This window comes from Vibrio sp. TRT 21S02, assembly GCF_050113675.1.
Lineage (GTDB): Bacteria > Pseudomonadota > Gammaproteobacteria > Enterobacterales > Vibrionaceae > Vibrio.
On sequence record NZ_JBNJOI010000002.1, the window covers coordinates 247,466 to 271,860 of the forward strand.

26 protein-coding genes are annotated in these 24,395 nt (G+C 42.1%); 14 read left to right on the forward strand and 12 right to left on the reverse strand.

Annotated features, from left to right (window positions below):
• Window positions 1-244 precede the first annotated feature (244 nt).
• The gene (locus ACQEXU_RS03265; RefSeq protein WP_427009663.1) at window positions 245-904 is read left to right on the forward strand and encodes a DsbA family oxidoreductase; all 660 of its coding nucleotides are present in this window, start codon (window positions 245-247) and stop codon (window positions 902-904) included.
• Here ACQEXU_RS03265 and ACQEXU_RS03270 read toward each other — a convergent pair.
• Window positions 901-1,806, reverse strand: a complete 906-nt coding sequence (locus ACQEXU_RS03270) for a DUF808 domain-containing protein (protein ID WP_427009664.1) — start codon at window positions 1,804-1,806, stop codon at window positions 901-903. The two genes, ACQEXU_RS03265 and ACQEXU_RS03270, sit on opposite strands and share 4 nt — an antisense overlap.
• A 221-nt stretch (window positions 1,807-2,027) precedes the next feature.
• Between ACQEXU_RS03270 and ACQEXU_RS03275 the strand changes: the two genes are divergently transcribed.
• Entirely contained in the window at window positions 2,028-2,951 is a 924-nt protein-coding gene (locus ACQEXU_RS03275; protein ID WP_427009665.1) for a M14 family metallopeptidase, read from the forward strand.
• Here ACQEXU_RS03275 and ACQEXU_RS03280 read toward each other — a convergent pair.
• Entirely contained in the window at window positions 2,943-3,731 is a 789-nt protein-coding gene (locus ACQEXU_RS03280; protein ID WP_367989711.1) for an AraC family transcriptional regulator, read from the reverse strand. The genes ACQEXU_RS03275 and ACQEXU_RS03280 overlap by 9 nt on opposite strands.
• A gap of 100 nt (window positions 3,732-3,831) precedes the next feature.
• Here ACQEXU_RS03280 and ACQEXU_RS03285 point away from each other — a divergent pair, with 100 nt between their 5' ends.
• The 3 genes from ACQEXU_RS03285 (at window position 3,832) to ACQEXU_RS03295 (ending at window position 6,560) form a co-directional block, all read left to right on the forward strand.
• Window positions 3,832-4,731, forward strand: a complete 900-nt coding sequence (locus tag ACQEXU_RS03285) for a DMT family transporter (RefSeq protein WP_367989710.1) — start codon at window positions 3,832-3,834, stop codon at window positions 4,729-4,731.
• Between the two features lie 100 nt (window positions 4,732-4,831).
• Complete coding sequence (locus tag ACQEXU_RS03290; protein WP_427009666.1) at window positions 4,832-5,755, forward strand: sensor domain-containing diguanylate cyclase; 924 nt, start codon at window positions 4,832-4,834, stop codon at window positions 5,753-5,755.
• 82 nt (window positions 5,756-5,837) lie between these two features.
• Entirely contained in the window at window positions 5,838-6,560 is a 723-nt protein-coding gene (locus ACQEXU_RS03295; RefSeq protein ID WP_367989708.1) for a helix-turn-helix transcriptional regulator, read from the forward strand.
• On the opposite strand, the gene ACQEXU_RS03300 is transcribed toward ACQEXU_RS03295, so the two are convergent.
• Window positions 6,557-7,144 (reverse strand): acyl-homoserine-lactone synthase, encoded by a 588-nt coding sequence (locus tag ACQEXU_RS03300; protein WP_427009667.1) that lies wholly within the window; start codon window positions 7,142-7,144, stop codon window positions 6,557-6,559. The two genes, ACQEXU_RS03295 and ACQEXU_RS03300, sit on opposite strands and share 4 nt — an antisense overlap.
• Window positions 7,145-7,418: 274 nt before the next feature.
• Window positions 7,419-9,236, reverse strand: a complete 1,818-nt coding sequence (locus ACQEXU_RS03305) for an MOSC N-terminal beta barrel domain-containing protein (protein WP_427009668.1) — start codon at window positions 9,234-9,236, stop codon at window positions 7,419-7,421.
• A gap of 208 nt (window positions 9,237-9,444) precedes the next feature.
• Between ACQEXU_RS03305 and ACQEXU_RS03310 the strand changes: the two genes are divergently transcribed.
• Window positions 9,445-9,606, forward strand: a complete 162-nt coding sequence (locus ACQEXU_RS03310) for a YqaE/Pmp3 family membrane protein (RefSeq protein ID WP_367989705.1) — start codon at window positions 9,445-9,447, stop codon at window positions 9,604-9,606.
• Between the two features lie 155 nt (window positions 9,607-9,761).
• Window positions 9,762-10,790, forward strand: a complete 1,029-nt coding sequence (pyrC, locus tag ACQEXU_RS03315; RefSeq protein WP_427009669.1) for a dihydroorotase — start codon at window positions 9,762-9,764, stop codon at window positions 10,788-10,790.
• A 74-nt stretch (window positions 10,791-10,864) separates the two neighbouring features.
• On the opposite strand, the gene ACQEXU_RS03320 is transcribed toward pyrC, so the two are convergent.
• Together ACQEXU_RS03320 and ACQEXU_RS03325 are read right to left on the reverse strand one after the other, a co-directional pair.
• On the reverse strand, window positions 10,865-11,218 hold the full coding sequence (locus ACQEXU_RS03320; RefSeq protein WP_427009670.1) for an MmcQ/YjbR family DNA-binding protein: 354 nt from the start codon (window positions 11,216-11,218) through the stop codon (window positions 10,865-10,867).
• A gap of 11 nt (window positions 11,219-11,229) precedes the next feature.
• Complete coding sequence (locus ACQEXU_RS03325; RefSeq protein ID WP_427009671.1) at window positions 11,230-11,715, reverse strand: MarR family winged helix-turn-helix transcriptional regulator; 486 nt, start codon at window positions 11,713-11,715, stop codon at window positions 11,230-11,232.
• Between the two features lie 107 nt (window positions 11,716-11,822).
• Between ACQEXU_RS03325 and ACQEXU_RS03330 the strand changes: the two genes are divergently transcribed.
• Together ACQEXU_RS03330 and ACQEXU_RS03335 are read left to right on the forward strand one after the other, a co-directional pair.
• Window positions 11,823-12,707 carry a DMT family transporter gene (locus ACQEXU_RS03330; RefSeq protein WP_427009672.1) on the forward strand — a complete coding sequence of 295 codons (885 nt, stop codon included), beginning with the start codon at window positions 11,823-11,825 and terminating at the stop codon, window positions 12,705-12,707.
• A 208-nt stretch (window positions 12,708-12,915) separates the two neighbouring features.
• Window positions 12,916-13,932: a GGDEF domain-containing protein gene (locus ACQEXU_RS03335; protein ID WP_367989700.1), complete on the forward strand. Its 1,017-nt coding sequence runs from the start codon at window positions 12,916-12,918 to the stop codon at window positions 13,930-13,932.
• Between the two features lie 61 nt (window positions 13,933-13,993).
• On the opposite strand, the gene ACQEXU_RS03340 is transcribed toward ACQEXU_RS03335, so the two are convergent.
• A complete protein-coding gene (locus ACQEXU_RS03340; RefSeq protein ID WP_427009805.1) occupies window positions 13,994-14,926 on the reverse strand; it encodes an exopolyphosphatase in 933 nt (310 codons plus the stop codon).
• 213 nt (window positions 14,927-15,139) lie between these two features.
• Between ACQEXU_RS03340 and ACQEXU_RS03345 the strand changes: the two genes are divergently transcribed.
• On the forward strand, window positions 15,140-15,406 hold the full coding sequence (locus ACQEXU_RS03345) for a putative hemolysin (RefSeq protein WP_427009673.1): 267 nt from the start codon (window positions 15,140-15,142) through the stop codon (window positions 15,404-15,406).
• 168 nt (window positions 15,407-15,574) lie between these two features.
• Window positions 15,575-16,252 (forward strand): hypothetical protein, encoded by a 678-nt coding sequence (locus ACQEXU_RS03350; RefSeq protein WP_427009674.1) that lies wholly within the window; start codon window positions 15,575-15,577, stop codon window positions 16,250-16,252.
• Here the strand turns inward: ACQEXU_RS03350 and ACQEXU_RS03355 are convergent.
• Window positions 16,239-17,096, reverse strand: a complete 858-nt coding sequence (locus ACQEXU_RS03355) for a YdcF family protein (RefSeq protein WP_427009675.1) — start codon at window positions 17,094-17,096, stop codon at window positions 16,239-16,241. The genes ACQEXU_RS03350 and ACQEXU_RS03355 overlap by 14 nt on opposite strands.
• Window positions 17,097-17,302: 206 nt before the next feature.
• Between ACQEXU_RS03355 and ACQEXU_RS03360 the strand changes: the two genes are divergently transcribed.
• Together ACQEXU_RS03360 and ACQEXU_RS03365 are read left to right on the forward strand one after the other, a co-directional pair.
• On the forward strand, window positions 17,303-18,673 hold the full coding sequence (locus ACQEXU_RS03360; protein ID WP_427009676.1) for an L-serine ammonia-lyase: 1,371 nt from the start codon (window positions 17,303-17,305) through the stop codon (window positions 18,671-18,673).
• Window positions 18,674-18,894: 221 nt separating this feature from the next.
• On the forward strand, window positions 18,895-20,370 hold the full coding sequence (locus ACQEXU_RS03365; RefSeq protein ID WP_427009677.1) for a peptide MFS transporter: 1,476 nt from the start codon (window positions 18,895-18,897) through the stop codon (window positions 20,368-20,370).
• A 63-nt stretch (window positions 20,371-20,433) separates the two neighbouring features.
• Here ACQEXU_RS03365 and ACQEXU_RS03370 read toward each other — a convergent pair whose 3' ends face one another.
• From ACQEXU_RS03370 to ACQEXU_RS03385, 4 genes are all read right to left on the reverse strand, one after another.
• Window positions 20,434-20,790 carry a DUF3316 domain-containing protein gene (locus ACQEXU_RS03370; RefSeq protein WP_367989693.1) on the reverse strand — a complete coding sequence of 119 codons (357 nt, stop codon included), beginning with the start codon at window positions 20,788-20,790 and terminating at the stop codon, window positions 20,434-20,436.
• Between the two features lie 455 nt (window positions 20,791-21,245).
• A complete protein-coding gene (locus ACQEXU_RS03375; RefSeq protein ID WP_427009678.1) occupies window positions 21,246-21,950 on the reverse strand; it encodes a UTRA domain-containing protein in 705 nt (234 codons plus the stop codon).
• Window positions 21,951-22,026: 76 nt separating this feature from the next.
• Window positions 22,027-22,563, reverse strand: coding sequence for an NUDIX domain-containing protein (locus tag ACQEXU_RS03380; protein WP_427009679.1), 537 nt, complete (start codon window positions 22,561-22,563; stop codon window positions 22,027-22,029).
• 122 nt (window positions 22,564-22,685) lie between these two features.
• Complete coding sequence (locus ACQEXU_RS03385) at window positions 22,686-23,786, reverse strand: hypothetical protein (protein WP_427009680.1); 1,101 nt, start codon at window positions 23,784-23,786, stop codon at window positions 22,686-22,688.
• Between the two features lie 264 nt (window positions 23,787-24,050).
• Between ACQEXU_RS03385 and ACQEXU_RS03390 the strand changes: the two genes are divergently transcribed.
• Window positions 24,051-24,380, forward strand: a complete 330-nt coding sequence (locus ACQEXU_RS03390) for a hypothetical protein (RefSeq protein WP_427009681.1) — start codon at window positions 24,051-24,053, stop codon at window positions 24,378-24,380.
• Window positions 24,381-24,395: the final 15 nt, after the last annotated feature.

Genomic DNA, 24,395 nt, shown 5'->3' on the forward strand with positions numbered 1-24,395 from the left:
TTCTTTATTATTCATTAGCTATTTGGCTTTGACTTCCCCCCTCTACGAATACGGTTCGGAGGAGTCGCAAGGCGTAGAGATACGCCCCAAGCATTCATGCTTAGACACTTTTTAAGGTTGGGAGGTTAACGCGTTGATAAGTCGCCCATCCTGTTGCATAAAACAGAGCCAGCTATACTTATAACTAGCCAATGGCTTAAAGAAGTGACAAAGTGGTTACGATTTCCGCGATAAGGATATGACTATGCCAAAAGTACGAATTGATATTGTTTCAGACGTGGTGTGTCCATGGTGCATTATTGGTTATAAACGACTAGAGCTTGCACTCATGCAGTTATCCGAAACGATCGAAGCTGAGTTACATTGGCACCCATTTGAGTTAAATCCAGCAATGAAGAGCGAAGGACAAAACCTCAGAGAACATTTGGCTGAAAAATACGGTACACCGATAGAAGCAAGCCAATCAGCTCGTGAAACGTTAACTCAATTAGGGAAAGAGCTCGGATTCGAATTTAACTTCAGTGAAGACATGCGGATTTACAACACCCGAAAAGCTCATCAGCTATTAATGTGGGCAAAAGGAGAAACTGAACAGTTTGAACTGGAGCTGGCCTTGTTTCACGCCTACTTTACCGATGGGCTTGATATCAACAATGATGAAGTGCTGCTGAACTTAGTTGAGTCTGTTGATCTTGACCGAGAAATAGCGTCAAAAGTTCTTTACGATAGTGGCTGGAGTGATACGGTAGCTTCAACGGAAAGACAATGGCTGGAAGCAGGTATTAACGCTGTTCCAGCCATTATTATTAATCGGAAACACTTAATCTCTGGTGCACAAAACACCGATGTGCTCGTTCAAGCTTTAACTGAAATAACCAAACAAAACGATGAAAGAGGAGATTAAGAAAAGGCTCCTTTTAATTTACCAAACACGGAAACAACACCAACGACAAGTAGCCCTGCCACGAGCCCTACAACACCATTTAACAAGGTAGGTACAACTGCGGTCGCTAAAGAGATGTTAGGTAAGTCCATAATAATTGGCTCGATTAAGTGATGGACTGCGGGGATGCTATGCACAACAATCCCGCCACCAACAAGAAACATTGCAGCAGTGCCGACAATGGTTAAGCCCTTCATTAACTTAGGGGCAAACGAAATCAATCCACGACCAATAGCGGCACTCACCCCTTGCCCTTTGGCCTTTCTTTCAAGAAAGAAGCCTAAATCATCTAATTTAACAATCCCTGCGACAAGACCATATACACCAATAGTCATCAACGTAGCGATTAAACTAACCACAATGATCTGTGTTGTCATTGACTGCCCTTGTACAGTACCAAGCGCTATAACAATGATTTCTGCAGATAAAATGAAATCCGTGCGAATTGCACCAGATATCTTGTTTTTCTCGTATTCGTCGATCGAGAGGTTCGTTGGCACTGATTCACTTTTCTCTTCGTGATCATGATGAAACAGCTTCTCTAAGATTTTTTCTGCACCTTCAAAGCAGAGGAACAAACCACCCAACAGTAGTAATGGCATGATTAACCAAGGAGCAATCGAACTGATCAGCAATGCCGCTGGCACCAAAATCAACTTATTTCGAAAAGAGCCTTTAGCAACGCTCCAAACAACTGGAATTTCGCGTTCTGCTGCCACACCGGAAACTTGTTGAGCATTAAGGGCCAAATCATCCCCTAGCACGCCTGCTGTCTTTTTAGCGGCGACTTTCGACATTAACGCAACATCGTCTAATACTGTTGCGATATCGTCCAATAATGTTAATAAACTTGCACCAGCCATGAATTATTCTCTTCTAGTTATCGTTAGTGTAAACAAATGTAACACCAGCATTATGAATCACCAACGAATTCTAAGGAAATGGCACTAAACCCATCTCAATACTCAAGAATGAGGAAAAAAATCAGTCAGAAAAGTCTCACATTAGCAGATCCTACCTACCGCTTACCTAATGTTACGTATATGCTCTCACTCTAAGTAAAGCAACAACGAAAGGCCACATAATGCAAAGCTCATATTCATACCCAATTGGTACCCCAGGCGAAAAATGGGGGGATGAAGAACGCACAGCTTGGCGTAACCAGACTGTTGTAAAGCGTGAGTATCAAGAAGAAGTTGTTTCAAAGATACAAGCATTATCGGACAAGTTTGATATCGAGCAGTACGGCTCGCTAAGTTATAACCCACAACGTTTTCCACTGTATTGCATCAAAAGCCGTCAATGGGATAACAACAAACCAACTGTACTGATCACCGGTGGTGTACACGGGTACGAAACCAGTGGTGTTCACGGCGCATTAAAATTTGCCCAGCAGCACATGGAAAACTACACATCACATTTTAACTTTGTTGTTGCCCCCTGCGTCAGCCCTTGGGGTTATGAAACGATTAACCGCTGGAATCCACTGGCTATTGATCCAAACCGTTCATTCTACGCGAACTCTCCAGCGGAAGAATCGGCAAATCTAATGACACTAGTTGCAAATCTTGAGCTAGAAGTCTTGGTGCATTTTGATTTACACGAAACAACCGATACTGACGAATCTGAATTTCGTCCAGCGCTAGCAGCACGTGATGGCATTAAATACATCGAGGGAATGATACCGGATGGGTTTTACACCGTTGGCGACAGCGAAAAACCAGTGCCAGAGTTTCAGGCAGCTGTTATTGCGTCCGTCAGCAAAGTCACTCACATTGCTCCTGCAGATGAACATGGTGAGATCATCGGGTCTACCGTTGTGCAAACGGGCGTCATCAATTACCCGATGAAGAAGCTCGGACTATGTGGTGGTGTAACAAATTGCCAATTTGGTACCACAACTGAAGTATATCCAGACAGTGATAAAGTCACTGACGAAGAATGCAATGACGCGCAGGTTGCTGCGATCATTGGTGGCTTAGATTTCGTAATAAGCCAACTACAGTAATTTATTTTTGTATTGCTCCGGGGTTTGCCCGGAGTATTTTTTAAACATCGCAATAAATGGGCTAGCTTGGTTATAACCCAATGTTAACGCGACTTCTTTGACCGAGTGCCCTTTACGTAATAGCTCCATTGAATAGAGATAACGTACGCGAAGCCGCCACTCTGTAAAACTCATTCCTAGCTCACTTTGGCAGTGTCTGGCCAAGGTTCTTTCTGTAGTATGAACCCGCTCAGCCCACTCCCCTAAGCTCGTATTATCCGTCGGGTTTTCCTCTACAGACGCCAGTATTGAAGTCAGGTATTTATTATCTGTGGTGGGTAAGAAGTGATGTTGCGTGTCGCGAGTTGCAATTTGATCAAGCAACACTTGAATTAAACGGCTGTCTTGTTCCGTTTCAGCAACATTGACTTGTCGTTGACGAAAATCATCAATAATCGCTGAAACAATTGGCGTGACATTAATTAAGCTTGTTCGATCAGGAAACTGCTCTGTTAGATGATGCGCGATATTCAAAGAACAATAAGAGAGCGGTTTACGGTTAAAACTCGTGTGCATTACACCAGCAGGTACCCATATCGCTAAATGAGGCGGTGCTAAAAATCGCGTTCCTTCTGCTTCCATTTCCAGTATCCCACCGCTAATCAACTGAACTTGTCCCCAAGGATGGCTATGCACCCTCGTCTCTGTATTGGACAAAAAGGCTTCAAAATTCATAAATACATCCGATGGTGCCTTATCAATTGATAAAGAAGGATGCACGTGTTTTGCTAACTTCCTCAAACTTTGTCTTCCTATCGCGCACAATGTCTTAATGGAGATATCTGCAATAATACAGACCTGAGACACTATATTCCAGCACACATAATGCGATAGGGCTCACATGATTTATTTTCTTCCTTTACTCACCGTTTTCATTTGGGGTGGTAACTCTATCGTGAACAAACTTGCCGCATCGGCCATTGAACCCAGCGCAATGAGCTTCTATCGTTGGGCTGTAGCTATGGCGGTGCTGACGCCTTTTTGCTTGCCAAAAGTGATCAAGAACTGGCCAACAATTAAACCGTACCTTAGTAAACTCGCTTTCCTCGCAATGTTGGGGATGGTGTTAAACCAGTCGCTAGGTTATTACGCTGGCTTAACAACTACCGCTTCCAATATGTCGCTGATTACCTCATTGGTCCCTCTTTTGAGTGTATTTTTAAGCTTACCATTACTCGGAAAACCGATATCTCCACTGAGTGTCGTCGGCGGTATTCTTTCTCTTGCTGGCTTGGCTTACATGCTGGGTAAAGGTGACCCGGCATTTTTCCTCAATCAAGAAATCACGCAAGGTGACGGTTTAATGGTGATTGCAGCTTCTGTATACGCGGCGTATTGCGTTCTATTGAAGCGCTGGAAAATGCCACTTTCAAACTGGACATTGATCTACATGCAAGGGCTTTTTGCTGTAGCGATGCTTACTCCACTTTGGCTTAGCAGCGATCAGTTGTTACCGACAAAGTCGTCTCTACCATTAATCGCTTATGCATCGCTTGCTGCATCAGTACTTGCCCCTTGGATGTGGGTTAAAGCAATTGACGTGATTGGTGCAGACTCCAGTGCGATGTTCATGAATTTATTACCCGTTGTTGCGGTAACACTCGCCGCCACATTGTTAGGTGAGACAGTCCATAGTTATCATCTATTTGGTGGGTTGATGGTGATCACAGGTGTGATACTGTCACAGATCAAAATCTCCAACCGTGTCACATCTACCGTCAAAAACATTAATCATGTTTAATCTGTCGCACCACTTTCCAGACGTTGTGAGCTATAACTATTGGTATAAATAGAAAAATATCAACGTCTGGCTAGACCTCACCCCATTATGAGGAGGTCAAATGCTTACATTAGAGCACATAGAAGATATCTACGTGAATAACCAGTTCACGTTGCATGAGTTCGTTCTAAATCAAATAGGCTCCTATGTATTTGTCAAAAATGTGAATGGCGAATATTTGTATGCAAATCAATTAACTCTAAAGCTCTTCGATACTTCGCTCGAAGAGCTCATTGGCAAAACCGATCATGATTTTTTCGAAGCTGAGCTAATTGAGGATATTCTCTACAGTGATCGTATGGTCTATGAAACAAAAGAGACCTTTGTCAATGAGGAGCACACTAAGGCTAAGGCAGACGGTAAAGTCACCGTCTATCGTGCAATTAAAAGTCCAATTATTTGCAGTAGCTCCGGAGAAGCTATCGGGCTTATTGGTGTGTCGGTCGATATAACAGACATGGTCATGCTACGAGAACAACTCAATGAGCTTGCTCATACTGACGATCTAACCCAACTCTACAATCGACGGAAAATGTGGCGGACGTTTTCTGCCGAATTTGATATTTCCAAAACCAACCAATATCCCCTTTGCTGTATTTCAATCGATATCGATAATTTTAAGCGGGTTAACGACACCTATGGTCACGATAATGGAGACAGGGTGATAAAAGCACTTGCTGATTTAGCAAAACAGCATATTCGTCAGCGAGACGCTTGTGGGCGGATTGGCGGCGAAGAATTTCTTGTCGTACTCCATCACACCACATTAGATCACGCTTTTAAAGTTGCCGAACGTCTACGTATTGCATTTAATTCTATTTCTTTTTTTGCCGACGAAGCACGTTTTAGCATCAGTTGCGGAATTACTGAGATTTACGATACAGATACTGACTTTTTTGACGTTTATCGACGCTCAGACCGTGCATTGTACAAGGCGAAACGTGCAGGTCGAAATAAAAGCATCTCTATTCCTGAAATTGCATAACCTGACCAAATATATGATTTTATTTGCTATTTCTTTGAGTATTCTGATATAAGTGCCGTATGTCACACGGCCATTATCACGAATGAAAGAAATCCTCCGACTTATTGAAGAGCATAAAGTGGTCAATACTGCTGAAGAACTAGAGACGGTTCTGAGCAAACTGAACCATATTCTGGAAAACGAGTTTTTCCTACTCGGGTTATCTCTTGATCCAATGCTCAAAGAAGGCCGGACGATTATCATAGATAACTACCCAAACGAATGGCGCAAACAATATGACGAAGCTGGGTTCATGTATATTGACCCTATCGTCAAATACAGCATGAATAATGCCCTTCCTGTGTTCTGGGATAGCATTCGCGAAAGAGACAATTCTGGAAAAGTGTTGTTCGAAGAAGCTCGAATTAGCGGTTTGAAAGCCGGAATAAGCATTCCAATCCACGGTTTAAAAGGTGAATTTGGAATGCTTAGTTTTGCCACCTCAGACACTAAGTCATTTACTGCCAATAATGATAACCTAGTGCTCTCCCAACTTGTGGTTCCCTTGATCACCCAAAATATAGAACGTATTACTCAAACCATTGACCATCTCAAGCCCAGCGTTGCATTAACAAACCGTGAGATTCAATGCTTATCATGGGCCGCAGAAGGCAAAAGTGCCTGGGAAATCGCAACAATTTTGGGTTGCTCAGAACGTACAGCTAAATTCCACATCAGCAATGCCTGCCAAAAACTAGGCGCTACCAATCGCTATCAAGCCATCACAAAAGCGATTCTTGGTGGTTACATCGATCCTCAGCTTTAACTCTGTAAACCAACACTGTCTCGGTATGTACGATTCATTGGGATATGAAGCGCTACTGAGCGTGTATCACCAAGAACATGGACTTGTTGATCACCTATACGTTGGTTCGGAATCCCCATTCGCGTGATCAGTTTTTCAATCGCCACTGAGGTCACTGTTACATACGACTCAATATCGTTTTGCTTGGCGTAACGATAAAGAGCTTGGAACATAGTCATTGTCACATTACTAACGCCTCCAAGTTGTTTCGAATGATCTTTATCAACGGCGAAGCGACTCAACTCAAATATACGTTTACCTTTTGGGGCTTGCTGCTCCCCAAGCAATACAGAAAACGTATTTTTTAGCATGTACCGGGTCGTTGTAGGCAAAACGCGCCAACAGCCGATCACCTGTCCCCCATCACCTTTGATATAGATGTAGCTTGCTTTATCGACATCGTATTCATCACGCTCTAACTCGGACTCCGTTTCTACATCCCAATTTAATCGTTGGGCAAAGACTTTGTACCGAAGTGACAACAAAGCGTGAAAATCTGACTGTGAGATATTGATAAAGTTATTTGCATGTACAGAAATAGACATATTGACTTCTCCTATTGGTTAAAAGGAGAAGTAACTTATTGTATCAAGCCTGAGATAAAAAACCTGTTCGATCGGACAGTTATATGTGACTACTGTTTGGTTTATCATTAACACCTGACGTATAACTAACCGTCAGTTGGCCCGGCATAACCACTCAAAAGCAAATAATACAAATGCCACATGTAAAGCCTTCACGCTAATGCGGAAGGCTTTATTTTTGGAAAAATAAAAGGCCCGTCATTGACGAGCCTTATAAAAAACCGCTGCCGTTTATTCAACTAGTCACATCAATATCTGTTTCAGGTACACAACAACAAGCCAATGCAACACCACTGTTACGCTCGTGATCTTGCAATGCAGGAACATCTGGCTGGTGAACTTTTCCCGACTCAACAACGACTTTACACACCCCACATAAGCCTGCGCGGCAACTGTTAGCAATGGCAACCCCATTCAGCTCTGCCTGTTCGAGCAGCGACGTCTGATTATTACCAATAAATGTAGCGCCATTAATACTAATGCTCACCTCTTTTAAAGGTTGGACTGTTACTTGCCCCACTCCGAACGCTTCTTGATGGTATTGCTCTTCTGGCAAACCTTTTTTAAGCAGTAATTTTTTTGCTTTCTGCATAAAACCATCTGGGCCACAAACAAATACTTGTCTCTTCTCTAACCCTTTAATTTGTTTGATGTGTGATAGGCTCAAACGGCCCTTTAATCCGAACCAGTCGATTGGAGCCTGTGTTAACGAGATAAAAAGTTTCAGTCCGGGATGCTGTTGTTGAAGCGATTCTAGTTCATTTCGACAAGGAATATCTTCAACTGAACGACACTGATGATAGAAGACAACATCATCGATTTGGTTATGATCAGCTAAGTAACGTAGCATCGACATCATCGGTGTCACACCACTTCCCGCAGATAACAATAGTAAAGGTTGATTATGAGATTCAGTGAGATGGAAGCTACCATCCGGTGTTTCAGTCGTCAGTACGTCACCCACAGCTAAATGATCATTGATCCAATTCGAAACACGTCCACCATCAACTCGTTTAACTGATATAGCAAGTCGTCCTGGCCGAGAAGGACTGGAAGACAAAGTATAACGGCGAGCAACCGTTTGACCATCAATAACAACTTCAATAGGTAGATGTTGTCCCGGAAGATAATGAGGCATTTCATCATGTTCAGGTTCAAGCCAAAACGTATTGAAATCCCGCGCAATTTCCTCACGTTCAACACAAGTCATTGTGAGCTTCTTAGGCGAAGTATCGGGATAATATTCCTTTTCTTTAAACTCTATCACTTCTACGCTGTCACCGGCCTTGATCATGCCTTCATTTAGTGCCACAAGGTTTTGTCCAAAAAAGACGCCCCCTCTATCATTCGCACGGAACTGAGAAAGTGTGCTTAATGGTTCTTTGCTCTCTCTGAATTTACCTGTTTCAACATCCACTGTGGTTAAAATGCATCGTTCACACGGTTTAACAGACTCAAACTCGACCTCACCAATGCGTATGCGTTTCCAACTGTCTTCTTCAAATGCCCCCGTCCCCTTAACGACCAGGTTGGTTCTAAATTGATCCATAGTATGTTTTTCTGTACTACGTCGATTCAACTCTTCTAAGGAAGCTTCTGAGATCACCAACACAGGGTAACCATCGGCAAAAGTGACGTTGTGACCTAATTTGTCTCGATGACGATTTGACTGTTCTCCGCAAAACAGCAGTTCGACTCTTTGTCCTATGATTCGACTAAACCAATCATCCGCTTCATCTGTGGTGGTATAAGCAGTGAAGTTATCATTCCACACCTGCGCTGGTGCTTCCTGCATTTTTAAATCTTGGTATCGCACATGAAGGGAGGGATGATTTTGAGCTGTAAACCTCAACCCGTCTGCAACTAGGCATGAGTTTACCGTCACCATTTGCGGATATTTACGTGCGGTCACCATTGATCCGTCCGCAAGCGCTAACATAAAGCGGCGATCAAAAGCCAAACCTTGCTTTTCTACCCATGATGACGAAACAGAAAGCCCTCCAACGGATTTAACCGGAAAGACATTGATTTGGGAAAGTGCTGGTGCCGACATTTTTCTTCCTAATTATTGTTATCGTTGCGTGATGATACTGGCATCATTGTTACATAAGCAACCTTACATAAACGAATGTAATCCATTCATAATCCTAAGAATTGACAATTTGTTTACTTTATAAGTTTGAATATATGTGATGAAAAGCCCATACTGTGCGTCAAAATAATGACAACAAACTATTGACTCGATTATTGAGGTAAATCTAATGAATAAACTAATCATGATCATTCTATGTGTGCTTCTTCCACCTTTAGCAGTGTTCATCGACAAAGGTCTTGGTAAAGACTTCATCATCAACTTAGTTTTAACACTGTTCTTCTTTGTTCCAGGTATGATCCACGCACTGTGGCTAACGCTTAACAAGTAGATTCTTAAATGCTCCTGATTGATTAATCAGAAAAAAGGGATGAAATATAAAAGCGTTTGCTCTATCATCCTGTCGCCTAAGCGTAAGCGTTTGCGTTAACAGTTTTCGCTCTGCTTAGGCTCCAATCAGCAAATTACTCATGGTGGGAGCATTTAATGACACAACTTACGATTACTCGTCCTGACGACTGGCACGTTCACCTACGCGATGGCGATGTACTGACAGACACTGTTCGCGACATCAGCCGATATAATGGCCGCGCGCTTATCATGCCAAACACCGTCCCACCTGTTACCACCACAGAAATGGCCCTTGCCTACCGCGAACGTATTATGGCCGAGAAGCCGTCGACTCAGTTTGAACCTTTAATGGCGCTTTACCTGACCGATAACACATCTCCAGATGAAATTCGCAAAGCAAAAGCTTCCGGGAGAGTAGTGGCTGCGAAACTCTACCCAGCGGGAGCAACAACGAACTCTGATTCAGGTGTGACCTCCGCAAAAAACATCTATCACGTATTAGAAGCAATGCAGGAAGTCGGTATGCTTCTGCTGGTTCATGGTGAAGTGACCACACACGATGTTGATATCTTTGACCGTGAGAAAGCTTTCTTAGATAACGTACTTGCCCCTATCGTAAACGATTTTCCTAATCTTAAAATCGTACTTGAACACATCACCACAGCCGACGCTGCAGAATTCGTAAAGAATGCAAATGAGAATATAGCAGCAACCATTACTGCTCACCACCTGATGTACAACCGTAACCATATGCTCGTGGGCGGGATCAAACCTCATTTTTACTGCTTACCAATTTTGAAGCGCAACACGCATCAAAAAGCTCTGGTTGAAGCCGCGACAAGTGGAAGCAAAAAATTCTTCTTAGGGACAGATTCAGCACCACACGCAAAAGGAATGAAAGAAGCAGCATGTGGGTGCGCGGGGTCATATACTGCTCATGCGGCACTAGAGCTTTATGCAGAAGTATTTGAGCAAGAAGGTAAACTTGAGCACCTAGAAGCGTTTGCTAGCCATAATGGACCTGATTTTTATGGCGTACCAAGAAACTCAGACACTGTAACATTGACCAAAGAGACTTGGTCAGTTCCTGAAACCATGCCTTTTGGTCAAGATATCGTTGTTCCAATCCGAGCTGGTGAAACTATCAGCTGGACAGTCAGCTGATCTGTTTCCTAAGAATACACAAGCCGCCTTTATTTGGCGGCTTTTTAAAACCTTAGTTCTGCGCTCTATTAATTCTACAAGCCAAGTTCACAACGGTCCGCTTTTTTCAGTTTACTGGCTACTAGCTTATAAGATCGCTCACACAATTCATAAACAAGGCTATCTTCAACGTCACCACCAAAATAAATCGTGATCCAGTGTCGTTTATTGGTATGGTACCCAGGAGTGATATCAGCGAACTGAGAAGCCATGATTTCATTGTCTTCTGGTTGGCCTTTAACCGTGACGTATTGCCGCCCTTCTCTTTCCGCCAATATGGCAAACATCTTATCTTTTACTTTAAAGACCAGCGCTTCTGGACCAAATGGATAACTTCCTTCAGCAGCTGTATAGGTATTTAGATGTGACTCTAGTTGGGCTATATCCATACTTATGTACCTTATCCTTCAAATTGAGCTAACCAATATTTTAACAGCTTGTTGAGTTCCGTTCGCTGAACTCCATTCAAACTTCTGACCAATTCTTGTTGCTTTGCCACATGTTCACAAATTAAAGAATCGACTAATGTAAAGCCCTTTTCAGTTAGAGCAACAGTGACGCTTCTGCGGTCTTCTTGGCTATGTTGTCTTGCGATCAAACCCTTAGCTTCTAACTTGTCGAGTCGATTAGTCATCGCTCCTGATGTAAGCATTAAAGAAGACAATAATTCAGAAGGCGTCAGCGCATAAGGTTCACCACTTCTCCTTAATGTCGCTAATACATCAAATTCCCCCATTTTGAGGTCATATTGACGATGAAGCTCTGAAACCTCTCCTTCAAGATGCTTTGCTAACCGCATCATCCTACCCATGATTGCCATGGGTTCAGTCTCTAACTCAGGCTTTTCTAATGCCCACTGATTTGTCACTTTTTCTATCGCATCCATTTCGTTCTCTAAATACAATCAGCAATATATTTTGACGTAAAGATACTTTACACCGAACAACATAGCAATTACATTACAGCTATTATCTCAATATAAAGATACTTTATATGAATATACTTTTAGCCATGATTCCCGCTTTCTTCTGGGGTAGTACATACGCTGTTACGAAGTTCACACTTCCAGAGTGGCCTCCTATACTACTTGGCGCGTTGCGTGCACTTCCTGCTGGCTTGTTATTACTCATGTTAAAGCCGACGTTACCAAAAAAATCGGAACTCAAGATCTTGTTTGTCCTTGGGGCCGTAAACATTGCACTATTTTTCAGTTTGATATTTGTTATGGCCATGACTCTACCTTCTGCCGTCTCGGGTGTTGGTATGGTTTCTGTCCCCGTATTTGCGATGCTATTTCACTGGTTATACAGCAAGCAGACACCAAATCTGATCCAAGGGTTGAGCGGCCTAGCCCTTATCGCTCTTGCTTATACATTATTTAATCCAGCATCCATGACATTAAGTGTGTTTGGGTTGATCGCTATGCTTGCAGCAATCATGTGCATTATCGTGGGGAGCACAATCACTAAATCTTTAGGAAGCAAGTTGCATTGGTGGAAGGTTCTAACATGGCAATTGATCTTTGGTGGAGCAATACTCGCCTGCGTTAGCACAGTGCAAGCCTTTATTTCACCAGAACAGTACATCAATACATGGCACAGTTTTAACCAATTGAATGCACTTGGCCTTGGGTGGGTCATTCTTCTTAACACAGCGTTAGGTTATGGCTTGTACGTATGGTTATTACAACGAATGTCTGTGGTCGATTTTACATTTGGCGGTATTGCTAATCCAATCGCCGGAATTGTGTTTGGTCTGGTGTTATTAAACGAGTCATACAGCAGCCACCAATATGCGTTAATGCTGGCCATGATTTTGATGTCTTTAACACCTCAGCTTATTGCGGTCATCAAAATGCGCAAAACTACTACGGCTTAATACACATTTTTCTGAAATATCATTATTGTCTAACTCCTTAATAAATATAGAAAGATTATTTATTAGCCAATAGTGACTAAGATATGTGCGCTCAGTTTAAAAAATTAATACATTAGTTAAGAAATTCGACTTTTTATGGAGCAACAAAAGCCAATATCCGCTAATCTTAAAGATAATTAACGTTGACTGAGCTTTAAAAACGAACTTCATGACAGACGACGACTTTAAAAAATCGACAGCTAACCTAAAGAAAGCCGTCCCACTAATGATGAAAAACCACGTAGCAGCCACGCCCGCAAACTACGCGCTTTGGTATACCTACGTGGACAACGTCATTCCTAAACTAAATAAAGAGATGGACGCCGTTATCGAAGATTACGGTCTTTGCCCTCCTGCGACCTCCAAACAACTCTACCTTAACCACATCGCTAGCCGCTCAGAAACTGACATCAGCGATCTTAGAGCAAACTTAGAAATCCTACTTGGCGAAGTTTCAAGCTCTATGAATGATACCCTCACGGATACATGCCAATTTTCTGAAATGATCGATAAGAGTTTCACCAGCTTAGAGCGGGTTGAAGACGAAGGGATGTCGATCGACGAAGTCATGGCGGTGGTTCGCCAGCTTGTCTCAGAGTCACGCGATATTCGACACTCAACTCGTTTTCTCAACAATCAACTGACGACGGCAAGTGATGAGATATCACGCCTAAAAGAGCAGTTAGCAGAAGTCCAAAAAGATGCGTTATTCGACAGCTTGTCTAGCTTATATAATCGAAGAGCTTTTGATGACGACTTATTCACCCTCTGCGCAGCAGAACGAAAGGTCAGCCTGATTCTTCTCGATATAGACCATTTCAAGTCATATAACGATAATTATGGTCACTTATTTGGCGATGCGGTGATCAAGGGAATAGCGAAGCGGTTACAACTTAGCTGTCGCGAAGGCGCCACTGCTTATCGTTATGGTGGTGAAGAGTTCGCAATCATAGTTCCAAATAAATCCCTGCGTATTGCCCGCCAGTTTGCAGACTCTCTTCGTCGAACCATTGAGAAGCTATCGATAAAAGATCGTAGAACCGGACAACAGGTCGGCAATATCACGGCCAGTTTTGGCGTTTCTGAGCTCCAACCGGGAGACTCTGCCAACGACCTTGTGGATAGAGCAGATAAACTCCTCTACGAAGCCAAAGAGCTTGGACGAAACCGTGTGATGCCACTATAAAAAGAGCCCCTGAGACCAGGGGCTCTTTTTTCATATATGGTTAGTTTCTTCCGGAATCTTGTTAACCATCAGAATTAATTTGTGAAATTAGCGCCGCAAGCACTTCATCTGCATTATCTGTTGCGATTTGGCAGGTTCCTGCTGCTTTGTGACCTCCTCCGCCAAATTTCAACATCAGTTCGCCAACATTGGTCCGAGAACTACGGTCAAAAATTGATTTCCCTGTAGCGAAGACAATATTCTGCTTTTGAAAGCCCCAGATCTTATGAATGGAAATATTACACTGAGGAAATAAGGCATAAATAATAAAGCGATTGCCTGCAAAAATAACCTCTTCCCCGGTAAGATCCAGTACCACCAAGTTATCGTAAACTGTACCGCAGCGCAGAATTTGATCTTTAAATTTGTTCTCGTGCTCGCGATACAATTCGATCCGCTCTTTGACATCGGGCAGTTGCAGAATTTCCTCAATGGTATGGTTTTTACAATAATCAATTAAATCCATCATCAAGCTGTAATTAGAAATACGGAATTCACGAAAACGTCCTAAGCCTGTTCTGGCATCCATTAAGAAATTGAGTAAATTCCATCCCGTTGAATCGAGCACTTCATCACGGTTGAACTGTGCGGAATCTCCCTTATCAACCGCTTCCATCATTTCATGCCAATCGGCAGGGAATGTGTCAGTACCACCATAGTATTCCCATACAACACGCGCAGCAGAAGGCGCGTCAGGATCGATAATATGGTTTTTATGGCCCTCTTTATTACGAAGTAATTCTGATAAGTGGTGATCAAAAACCATATAGGCCTGAGGAACGTATGGGAGATTGGTGACAATGTCATTTGAGGTGATTTCTATTTTTCCATCTTGCATATCCTTGGGGTGTACAAACTTGATATCCTCTATCAAATCAAGTTGCTTCAACAATACTGCGCAAACGAGACCGTCAAAATCGCTGCGAGTAACCAGACGAAATTTCTTTTCTGACATGCTATACACCCTTTGCTGTTCGCCATTCAACTCTAATGGCAGATGGCTCATCTCATCTTTTTGTTTAAGATTTTTCTGCGCTTTCAATCAATAGCACTAACCCTTAGTTCTAATTTTAGTCAGCATCGATCTTTTAACAAACTTAAGACAATGTTTTTTCACCATTCTTCTATAATTCTTATGCTACTAATTGAGCTAAGTCGGAGATTTAAAATGAAAAAAGCTTTTCTGTTTGCAGCAGTAGGGGCAGTAACAGTTTTGGCAGGTTGCGCAAATGAACCAGATGAGTACGAAGTAAAAGATTACACCTCGATGGCTAACCCTGCCGCGGTTTACTGTGTGCAGCAAGGCGGTGAACTTGAGACCGTAACAGAAAACAATGAACGTACAACGTATTGTGTATTTTCTGAAGACGACAAAATCGAACAGTGGGAATATTATCGTAATAACCACAAGCAAGAAGAACAAACTGAGCAATAATCACACATTAGGTTTTTGCTACGACAAAGGGGCAACGCCCCTTTTGTTTTATCTCCTGACACTCACCTGACATAAATATTACATTTCTCGTAAATAATGTGGCGTAGATCTCATTTGTTGGCTTAACGGATTAACCAACTTGGAAACAACTACACTGGGTCAAACGCTATGAAATCTAACATTCAGTCCCTGAGTGACAAGCAATGTGACGACCTTACCGTCACCTCCGAGTCGGTAACCGCTACGAGCAAAAAAACACTCTACAAATTCTCCCTGAACGCACTCATCATTGTTGCGATCAGTATCTTGGTAAATATAGCCATTCGAGCTGATTATCTTTACTTTCAGTTATCTCACGGACAAATTTCCGTCACTGAAACCATTCAGTTGATTATGCTTGGTATTACAGCCGTGACATTTGTGAATATAGCCCGTACTCAAAAAGCAGTATCACATGCAGCCTTACTCATCGCAGGTTTTTTTGCTGTTCTTATGATCAGAGAAATGGATGAATGGCTAGATCACGTTTACCATGGCTTTTGGGTCGTTCCCGCTCTAATTACAGCCAGTGCGGCAATTTACTATGCCTACACCGGTGGTCAGCGAACCATCAATGAAATGGCAGCAATTCTTAGAGCTCCATTTATGAACATGCTTGTTGGTGGCGTTGTTTTATTACTGGTCTTTTCACGGTTATACGGCATGGGAAGTTTTTGGAGTGGCGTAATGCAAGATCATTACATCCGCGACGTTAAAAATATCTCAGAAGAAGGTATCGAACTGCTTTGTTACTGCCTCATCGCCCTTAGCGCTATGAAAGCCCGTCGTGCAATCAAGAAGTGCTAACTGATTCCAACCTTCTGCTTTCAGGATCTAATCTCCGATTTAACGTAGTCAAAGTGTGGTGAAAAAGCTTCAATCCACCTTTGACTTCGCTTAAAGGTGTTTTCGACCCTGTGTTATCGAAAACCATTAACAGAGCTTGGAATTCTGATCCATATTCACTCTCATACTTCTTTTCCCTCAATAAACCAATACTGCTATCGACGGCTTGTCGCACGTTATTTTCAATATCTGGTCCCTTGTGGCCATGCGAAGAATGGATAAGCCCTTCTAAAAAGACTCGGTAAGTCGTCAACTTTTCTATGTGAAGAAACAGGCCACTCTCTTCGATACTATACGGATAATTCGCCAAGATATGATTTCTTACATCCGGTGAGACATTCACACTTATCGATTTCTTACTACACATCTCAGCAAACACACTAAGCAAACCTTGTTGCTTCATTAGAGACTGAATCTCTAAGATACGTTCAACATGATAGTCACTTGAAGCTAACTTGACTTCAATCATACGTGAGGGAGAAACGTCTATTTGAGTAATGAGTAGGTTTGCCGCATTGCGAAAGTTTTGAATGGTATTGGTCGATCGCTCTTCAACCCAGAGCTTATTACTCGGAAAACTTAGCTTGTTTAACCTACATAGCGTGTCGAAGTAGTCTTTCATTGCAAGGGCTTCACTGACAACCTGCCCATTCCATTGACCACCGCAAAAAATAATCAGTGGTTGGTTTGCTAGGTGCCCATGTATATGTTCAAAAACGGACTCCACACGAGCTTTTCCTTCCCTAGTCAATTTATTATTCACCAGACGCTTCCCTAATACCAAAACGACGTGATCAAATTCCATAAAAGTGCTTACCTTCACTCTTTAAATCAACCAGCTGCTAGCGTATTGAACAAGAAAAGCTGGTTAAAAGGTTAATTATTTGTTAAATACAGAAATTCCACTAAGGTTTATACTTTTTATTGGAAGTGGTTTTATTTTGTAAGAATGATGCCAGTTGCTAAATCTCAACTAAATCAGGGCAAATGATCAGATAAAAGGATGTAGTTATGCTCTCTATTTTCGACATTTTCAAAATTGGTGTAGGCCCTTCGAGCTCACACACAAATGGCCCTATGCTTGCTGGCTATCAGTTTACGCAATTATTAAGTGAAACCCTCTCAAAAGTCTATCGCATTCAAGTCGATTTATACGGCTCTCTTTCCTTAACAGGTAAAGGGCACCATACAGACAGAGCGGTTATTCTTGGCTTATTGGGCAACAAACCCGACTCAATAAAAATGACAAGCGCCAAACAAGCACTACATTCTGTAATTACGGACAAAAAACTGCCTCTCGCTGGCGCGCACACCGTCGACTTTGTTGAAGAAAGCGATCTGCTATTTCACAGTGATAATCTTCCATTACATGAAAATGGCATGACCATCACTGCCTATGACCACCTTGGTAGCCAACTCGCATTTGAAACCTACTATTCTGTAGGCGGTGGCTTTATCGCAACAGCGAAAGAACTTGAAAATGATGTGTCTGGCACCACTGTCGACGTCCCCTATCCTTTTCGCTCAGCAGAACAAATGTTACAGCAAGCTGAAGAGCATGGCTTTAGCCTTGGTGGCATGATTTTGCAAAACGAGGCGGTATTCCAACATCAAGATGAAATCGACAGAAAAGCCGATAAAATTTGGAGAGTGATGTCTCTGTGCATGCAGAGAGGGTTTGAGACCGAAGGTATTCTTGAAGGTGGACTTAATGTGACAAGGCGTGCCCCTAATTTACTTAAAAAACTGGAAGCAAACGCCGCCATCGAAAACGATCCGATGGAAATTATGGATTGGATAAACCTATTTGCCTTTGCCGTAAGTGAAGAAAACGCGGCTGGTGGACAGGTGGTGACATCGCCGACCAACGGCGCAGCTGGCGTGATCCCTGCCGTATTGATGTATTACCATAGGTTTATTAAAGAACTCGATACAAAACAACTGAAGGATTTCCTTGCTGTCGCTGGTGCGATTGGCATTTTATACAAAACCAATGCATCAATCTCTGGTGCTGAAGTGGGTTGCCAAGGTGAAGTTGGTGTCTCGTCATCCATGGCTGCCGCTGGCCTTACTGCGCTTCGAGGAGGGAGCAATGAACAAGTTTGCATCGCAGCAGAAATTGCAATGGAGCACTCTCTAGGCATGACATGCGACCCAATCGGGGGGCTCGTTCAAGTGCCATGTATAGAGCGAAATGCCATGGGAGCAATGAAAGCAATTAACGCTTCTAGGATGGCATTAAAACGAACAAGTAAATGTCTAATATCGTTGGATAAGGTGATTGAAACCATGTACCAAACAGGGAAAGACATGAACAAAAAGTACCGCGAGACGTCATTAGGCGGACTTGCTGTTATCCACCAGGGTCCTCCTTGCGAGTAGGATCAACTCACCAGACTTAAGGAGGCGTTTGCCTCCTTTTTTATTCTCTTCTACTCGTTGCAAACGGTTTCGATCAATCCCATTAGAAAAATAAAGCTTCAGATTAGAATAAATCGTGCATCAAAATCGAATTCTGCGATAATCACGCCAAAATATTACATACCAATAATTATATTATTTTTAGTATGTATAACTAAATCAAAACAAATTGAGAGATATTTATGTGGAATAAACTCAATAAATCTATGATGTTCTGTCAGGCCATGTTTGGACTTTCCTTCTACGGTGTGATGGTCATATTAACTCGCTTTTTTCTGGAAGATCTTGGCTACACGGAAGCTGATACCATGATGGTTGTCGGAGCTTTCTCTTCGATTGGTCCCTTATTCGCAATCGCTGGAGGCTTTATCGCCGATAAATTTTTGGGTGCTTATCGCTCTTTGACTATTGCTTACGGTACCTTTGCTACAGGCTATACACTCTTAGTGTTGGGCGCTTCATCAACAAACGTCCCAATGAGCTTGGTTGGTATCGCATTAGCGAGCTACGCCCGCGGATTAATGTCCCCTTCCTACCCAAGTTTGTACAAGCGCACTTTTAAGACCGAAGAGGACTTTGAAAATGGCTATCCAGTTAACTATTCGGTTAACAACATTGGTGCGCTGCTAGGCCAATACTTGTTCCCGATGTTTGTACTAGCTATCGGATTTAATGGTAGTTTCGGCTTATCAGCAATCATGGCAGGACTGGCATTTTTCACTCTTGTCTTCTTTAACAAACCACTAGTAAACATCGGTGCTGATATTGATAAGCAGCCTGTTGGTGCCAAAAATTGGGCTTCATTCCTTGTTCTATCCGCCGCAATGATCGGTCTGGTGTTCTTTATGTTCTCGAACATGAATATCGGAAAAAATATCGTCTACGCCATTGGTGCAGCCGCTATTCTTTACTTCATCTCCCTGATGCTTAAGTCCGAAAAAGCTCAAGCACTAAAGATGGGTACGATTTTAATCATGACAGTGCTAACAACGTGTTTCTTTGTGTATTACGGCCAGATGATGACTTCGATGACCATGGTGACCATCAACACAATGCGTGGTGATCTGTTCGGGATCATTCCAATTGCACCAGAAGCATCGATGGCGATGAACCCGCTTTGGTGCATCGTTGCCGGTCCTGTAATTGCGTTTGTATTTTCATCTTTAGAAAAGCGCGGTATTAACTTTTCAACTGCAACAAAAATCGGCTTCGCATTTATCTTTACCGCCATCGCTTTCGGCATACTAACCATGGCAGTAACCAATGTCGGCGAAGAAGCTATCATTTTGCCTGAAGTTTTCTTATTGATTCACTTCTTCCAAGCCTTCGCTGAAGTCATTGTTGGTAGTTTGGTGGTTGCATTTATCTTATCTGTTGCACCAAAGCACATTGAGAACTTTTCAGTAAGCCTGTTCTCTGTGGCTATGGCATTGAGCGGCATTGTTGGCGCGGTATTCTCTACGTCTATCGCTTTAGAAAAAGGCCAACAAGTTACTCAGGAAGTCGTTCAAACAGTTTATGGCGACTATTTCCAATTACTCACTGTACTGGCAGTTGTTATGGTCGCCATCGCATTGGTTTGCTCCTTCATCATTCGTAAAATGCTTGAAAGCGCAAAACATCACGAGCAGCCAGAATTAAAAGAAGCCAACGTTTAATTAAGTAATATAGATAACAAAAGCGCCTATTTAGGCGCTTTTTTATTGCTAGCAAAAACTCATTTAATTTCTTTCTCTTGCTCTGTACTCATAATTAACACTGATGACAGGCTGATAAGCAATTTCACCTTCACTAGTTACAATTTCTTTAACTGAAACTGTAGAATTTCTTACTTCAAATGAATTTGGATCAACTTTATCATTTGCTGAGTAATTCACCGCTTTACTAAGCTCATAAGGTGACTTGTTGTTAATATCCATCAACATGTCACGACCCGCTTCCAATGCAGCATCTTTAGACGCCACGACCTGACCATTCACGCTGTCTGTATTTACTATTTTAGAATAATGTCCACTTAATCCTGCTACTGTCATGGAGCTAAATAGTAATGCAGAGAACAAACTTATTGCCTTAATCATAACTGACTCCTTGCTTACCCAAAAGTCGAACTTCCTAAGCTCAACATAATAATGGTACGTAATAAAAGACCAGTTCGTATTAAAAATAATTGCACCACACTGTCTATTATTTTGAAGTAAGAGAAGAATGAAAAACTATAACAATAGTGTGTGTATCATGGCTTATATTATGCAGTTTAAAATAACATGATGAATACCAACAAGTTAGTTTTAATAATTTATGTAATTAAAATTGTATTCAAAATATTCTTTAGAGTCATTTGTTATATACAATTGAACATATTTTATATTAACAAATGAAATAATGAGGATGTTAAGAGACAAGCACACCATGTACTGTCTCACACAGCAAAGTTGGCATGAGTTATTCATGCGAAAGTACCAGCCTTGCTTAATATTCACCTTAGAGAGCATCAAAGGGAGTATGAGAGAAATAGATTTTCAAAAACAATAAGTTACTCAGATATAACCACTTCAGCTTCGATACAAATCGCATCATGGCGCCACTGCATGATTTCACAGTCTATAATATTTCCATTTTTGTCTTTGTTAACCCGCTCGATCACCATAGAAGGCGTTCCTAGCGTTGCTCTAAGTGAACTAGCCTCATCGCCCAATAACGAGCTCGTTGCAATTCGATATTGGCTTTTTACTAGCTCAATACCAAATTGTTCCCGATAAAGAGTGTGGAACGAAGATGTTAAGTCTTGATCGAGTAAATTTGGCAATCCATCACTTCGGATATAGCGCGTTACATAGGCAACCGGTCTATCATTTAACAAATGCAGACTATCAATACGATAAACATCAGAAAACGGAGGTAGTTGAAGTAATCTGGCCGCCGTTTTATCCGCAATGATACTCTTGGCAACCACAATTTGATTAGAAGGCGTTCGTCCCTGTTGTTTGGCAATATCGACAAAACTAGCCGCATTTAAAGGGTTATATTTAAGCGGTGGCGGTGAGATAAACCAACCTCGACGATCTTCTCTATACAATCGCCCTTCAGCTTCAAGAAGTGAAAGCGCTTCCCTCAAAGTCACTCGTGTGGTGTCAAACGACTCAGCTAGTTTGCGCTCGGACGGCAATTTTTGCCCTGCCGCTAGCATCCCCGCCTCTATTTGCTCTACGATTGATTCTTTGATTTTTATGTATTGCACGAATCGTCCTTTACCGTAACCCATCACACTAAACAGCCTGATACTAGCGCATAAGAGCCTCTAAAACATCATGTTATTATACGAGACCTTTTAATTTCGCTAAGCCATAAGCTGCAACGGTAACAACATCTTTAATTTCACCATCGATCATCATTTGTTCAAATTCGTCGAGTGTGAATGATTGGGTAATTAAGTCTTCTTCTTCAGAATCCAGTTGGTTGCCTACACCATGAAGCTGAGTTGCAAAATAGACGTGACATGTTTGGTTGAGGAAACCATAAGCAATAAACTGTGGACCAACATATTCCATGACTTGTGCTTCTAACCCAGTCTCCTCTCTCAATTCACCTTTGGCTAATGCTAAGTGATCCGCATTAGGGTTTGACTCCCATCCACCTTGAGGTAGCTCCCAACAACGCTGGCCTACGGTGTACCGATATTGCTGCACTAAATGAACGCTTCCCTTGTCGACGGCTAAAATCGCTGCACAATCTGACTTATCAACAACACCATAAATTCCTTCTGCGCCGCTGGGTCTCCGTATTCTATCCTCTCTAACGGTCATCCATTTGTTTTGATAAACGACTTTACTGTCTAGTTGCTTAATTTTCATGCTTTTGGTTTCGAGTAATACATTAGCAATAAGGATATAAATTTTACTCTGTTAGATCTAAGACATTTTGAGGCATAAAAAGAAAGCCACTTAACGTGACTTTCTTTTATTTAGCTTGCGGTTTACTTAAGAGGAAGTGGATAAAAACGAATTTGCACGTTATAAGCGTCGTTGTTGATGTCATAAAGTACATTGACAAAGTCTTCGATGTTGAAAATCCAAGTTTCAACATACTCTCGACAATGTAGTGTTTCTAAAGTGGCAAAATCCGTGGTACACATACCGAATTCATTGGTGTTTTCTTCTGTTGCAAGATTGCAGTTATAGATGGTTCCATTGTATTCAATATCGCCTAAGTCATATTCATCATCAGTAACATCAACACAGCAGAAATCAGTATCTGTACATACATTTACTGCACCATCTAAACAAGAGTCATCGTTTGCCCAATAACAAACTTCGCCTGTAAATGAGAACAACCCGGTCAAATCTGTCGCTTTCTGAGCCCCTTTCCCTTTGGTTGTTGATTCCCATCGGTTTAGAGTACAACCACCATCATCACAGGTTCCTGGTATCAAAACTCCTTCATTGTCTATCACACCAATCAACCACACATCATCAGATCCGTTATCGCCATCGCCGATTATCGGTATTGACCTTCCTTCGACAGTAAAATCAGGCCCACCATCATCCGTTGGTTTTCCTAACACGCGAGCATAAACAGCATAGCCATCCTTATCCGCCGGTATTCTTACAACCGCTGGGTCATTGCCAGTATAACCCGTACAAGCATCGGTGACCTGCAACGTTGTTTCGTCGAGATCGGAGTCGCTACCTGACTTTTTGGCTGGCCCTTTACCACCTGATTCCATTAAGATTTGGCTCGTATCACTGCCTCTAGGCATATTAATTACGTTGCCATAAGCACATCGGTATTCAATCCCTACTTCTTCAGGACAGGCACCCGGTAAGAATTCATCACCCACGGCATAGGATGGCGTGATCAAATCAAACTCATCTAGGTCGGTAACCTCCACCACTTCAATATACGTTTCACATACATGATCGTCTTTTTTGCCATGCAAAAGTAAATTGAAATGCTCTCCACTTGGGAAACCATTCCCTAAATACATCCCATCACTGTTCGTTGGCTTACCTGCGTGCACAGCAGAGATCATCAATAACGACAACGGAGCCACTGTTAACCATTGCTTAGTCCACATAACAATTCATCCTTTCCTCACCCACCTCTGTGAGTATAGGGAGACTAACACTAAAGCATTAGATTGTTTTTTCTATCACAGCCCTTGCTTAGATTACTTTCTTACAAGGCTAAAAAGTGGAATGCGTTATGCTAAAAAGCAACTAATGGCACATCCACTTATCACTTATTTGCATATAGTATCTACTGACATGTTCTGACAAAGCCGTGATTTATTCTCTACCTCGAATTCATCAGTGATGTCATTAATATAAGGAACAGACTCATGGAAAACGTCATCGAAATTGTTAGCTTCAAATTGTTAAGTGAAGCTTCTGAAAGTGCGTTATTAGAGGCAACACATGAAAGCCAGATCTTTGTGGAACAACTGCAGGGGTTTCAATATCGCTCACTAAGTTACAATAATGATACGCTTACATGGAATGATGTAGTCTACTGGGATTCTATGTCCGATGCGCTGAGTGCCGGAGAGAAATTTATGGATAGTCCGCAATGCCAGCCTTTAATGGCGCTTATAGACATAGAAACTGTGAATATTCAGCGCCAAGTTATTAAGATGTGTAAATTGGCAGACAAATACGCAACACCAGCGTAATGTTGCACCAAGGAG

What these genes read in the sequence shown, in the direction of transcription:
- ACQEXU_RS03360 (WP_427009676.1), top strand. Translation starts at nt 17,303, where the DNA reads ATGCTCTCTATTTTCGACATTTTCAAAATTGGTGTAGGCCCTTCGAGC.
- ACQEXU_RS03345 (WP_427009673.1), top strand. Translation starts at nt 15,140, where the DNA reads ATGAAAAAAGCTTTTCTGTTTGCAGCAGTAGGGGCAGTAACAGTTTTG.
- ACQEXU_RS03340 (WP_427009805.1), bottom strand. Translation starts at nt 14,926, where the DNA reads ATGTCAGAAAAGAAATTTCGTCTGGTTACTCGCAGCGATTTTGACGGT.
- pyrC (WP_427009669.1), top strand. Translation starts at nt 9,762, where the DNA reads ATGACACAACTTACGATTACTCGTCCTGACGACTGGCACGTTCACCTA.
- ACQEXU_RS03380 (WP_427009679.1), bottom strand. Translation starts at nt 22,563, where the DNA reads ATGAAAATTAAGCAACTAGACAGTAAAGTCGTTTATCAAAACAAATGG.
- ACQEXU_RS03335 (WP_367989700.1), top strand. Translation starts at nt 12,916, where the DNA reads ATGACAGACGACGACTTTAAAAAATCGACAGCTAACCTAAAGAAAGCC.
- ACQEXU_RS03265 (WP_427009663.1), top strand. Translation starts at nt 245, where the DNA reads ATGCCAAAAGTACGAATTGATATTGTTTCAGACGTGGTGTGTCCATGG.
- ACQEXU_RS03365 (WP_427009677.1), top strand. Translation starts at nt 18,895, where the DNA reads ATGTGGAATAAACTCAATAAATCTATGATGTTCTGTCAGGCCATGTTT.
- ACQEXU_RS03385 (WP_427009680.1), bottom strand. Translation starts at nt 23,786, where the DNA reads ATGTGGACTAAGCAATGGTTAACAGTGGCTCCGTTGTCGTTATTGATG.
- ACQEXU_RS03285 (WP_367989710.1), top strand. Translation starts at nt 3,832, where the DNA reads ATGATTTATTTTCTTCCTTTACTCACCGTTTTCATTTGGGGTGGTAAC.
- ACQEXU_RS03290 (WP_427009666.1), top strand. Translation starts at nt 4,832, where the DNA reads ATGCTTACATTAGAGCACATAGAAGATATCTACGTGAATAACCAGTTC.
- ACQEXU_RS03390 (WP_427009681.1), top strand. Translation starts at nt 24,051, where the DNA reads ATGGAAAACGTCATCGAAATTGTTAGCTTCAAATTGTTAAGTGAAGCT.
- ACQEXU_RS03370 (WP_367989693.1), bottom strand. Translation starts at nt 20,790, where the DNA reads ATGATTAAGGCAATAAGTTTGTTCTCTGCATTACTATTTAGCTCCATG.
- ACQEXU_RS03350 (WP_427009674.1), top strand. Translation starts at nt 15,575, where the DNA reads ATGAAATCTAACATTCAGTCCCTGAGTGACAAGCAATGTGACGACCTT.
- ACQEXU_RS03325 (WP_427009671.1), bottom strand. Translation starts at nt 11,715, where the DNA reads ATGGATGCGATAGAAAAAGTGACAAATCAGTGGGCATTAGAAAAGCCT.
- ACQEXU_RS03330 (WP_427009672.1), top strand. Translation starts at nt 11,823, where the DNA reads ATGAATATACTTTTAGCCATGATTCCCGCTTTCTTCTGGGGTAGTACA.
- ACQEXU_RS03320 (WP_427009670.1), bottom strand. Translation starts at nt 11,218, where the DNA reads ATGGATATAGCCCAACTAGAGTCACATCTAAATACCTATACAGCTGCT.
- ACQEXU_RS03310 (WP_367989705.1), top strand. Translation starts at nt 9,445, where the DNA reads ATGAATAAACTAATCATGATCATTCTATGTGTGCTTCTTCCACCTTTA.
- ACQEXU_RS03275 (WP_427009665.1), top strand. Translation starts at nt 2,028, where the DNA reads ATGCAAAGCTCATATTCATACCCAATTGGTACCCCAGGCGAAAAATGG.
- ACQEXU_RS03270 (WP_427009664.1), bottom strand. Translation starts at nt 1,806, where the DNA reads ATGGCTGGTGCAAGTTTATTAACATTATTGGACGATATCGCAACAGTA.
- ACQEXU_RS03355 (WP_427009675.1), bottom strand. Translation starts at nt 17,096, where the DNA reads ATGGAATTTGATCACGTCGTTTTGGTATTAGGGAAGCGTCTGGTGAAT.
- ACQEXU_RS03300 (WP_427009667.1), bottom strand. Translation starts at nt 7,144, where the DNA reads ATGTCTATTTCTGTACATGCAAATAACTTTATCAATATCTCACAGTCA.
- ACQEXU_RS03295 (WP_367989708.1), top strand. Translation starts at nt 5,838, where the DNA reads ATGAAAGAAATCCTCCGACTTATTGAAGAGCATAAAGTGGTCAATACT.
- ACQEXU_RS03305 (WP_427009668.1), bottom strand. Translation starts at nt 9,236, where the DNA reads ATGTCGGCACCAGCACTTTCCCAAATCAATGTCTTTCCGGTTAAATCC.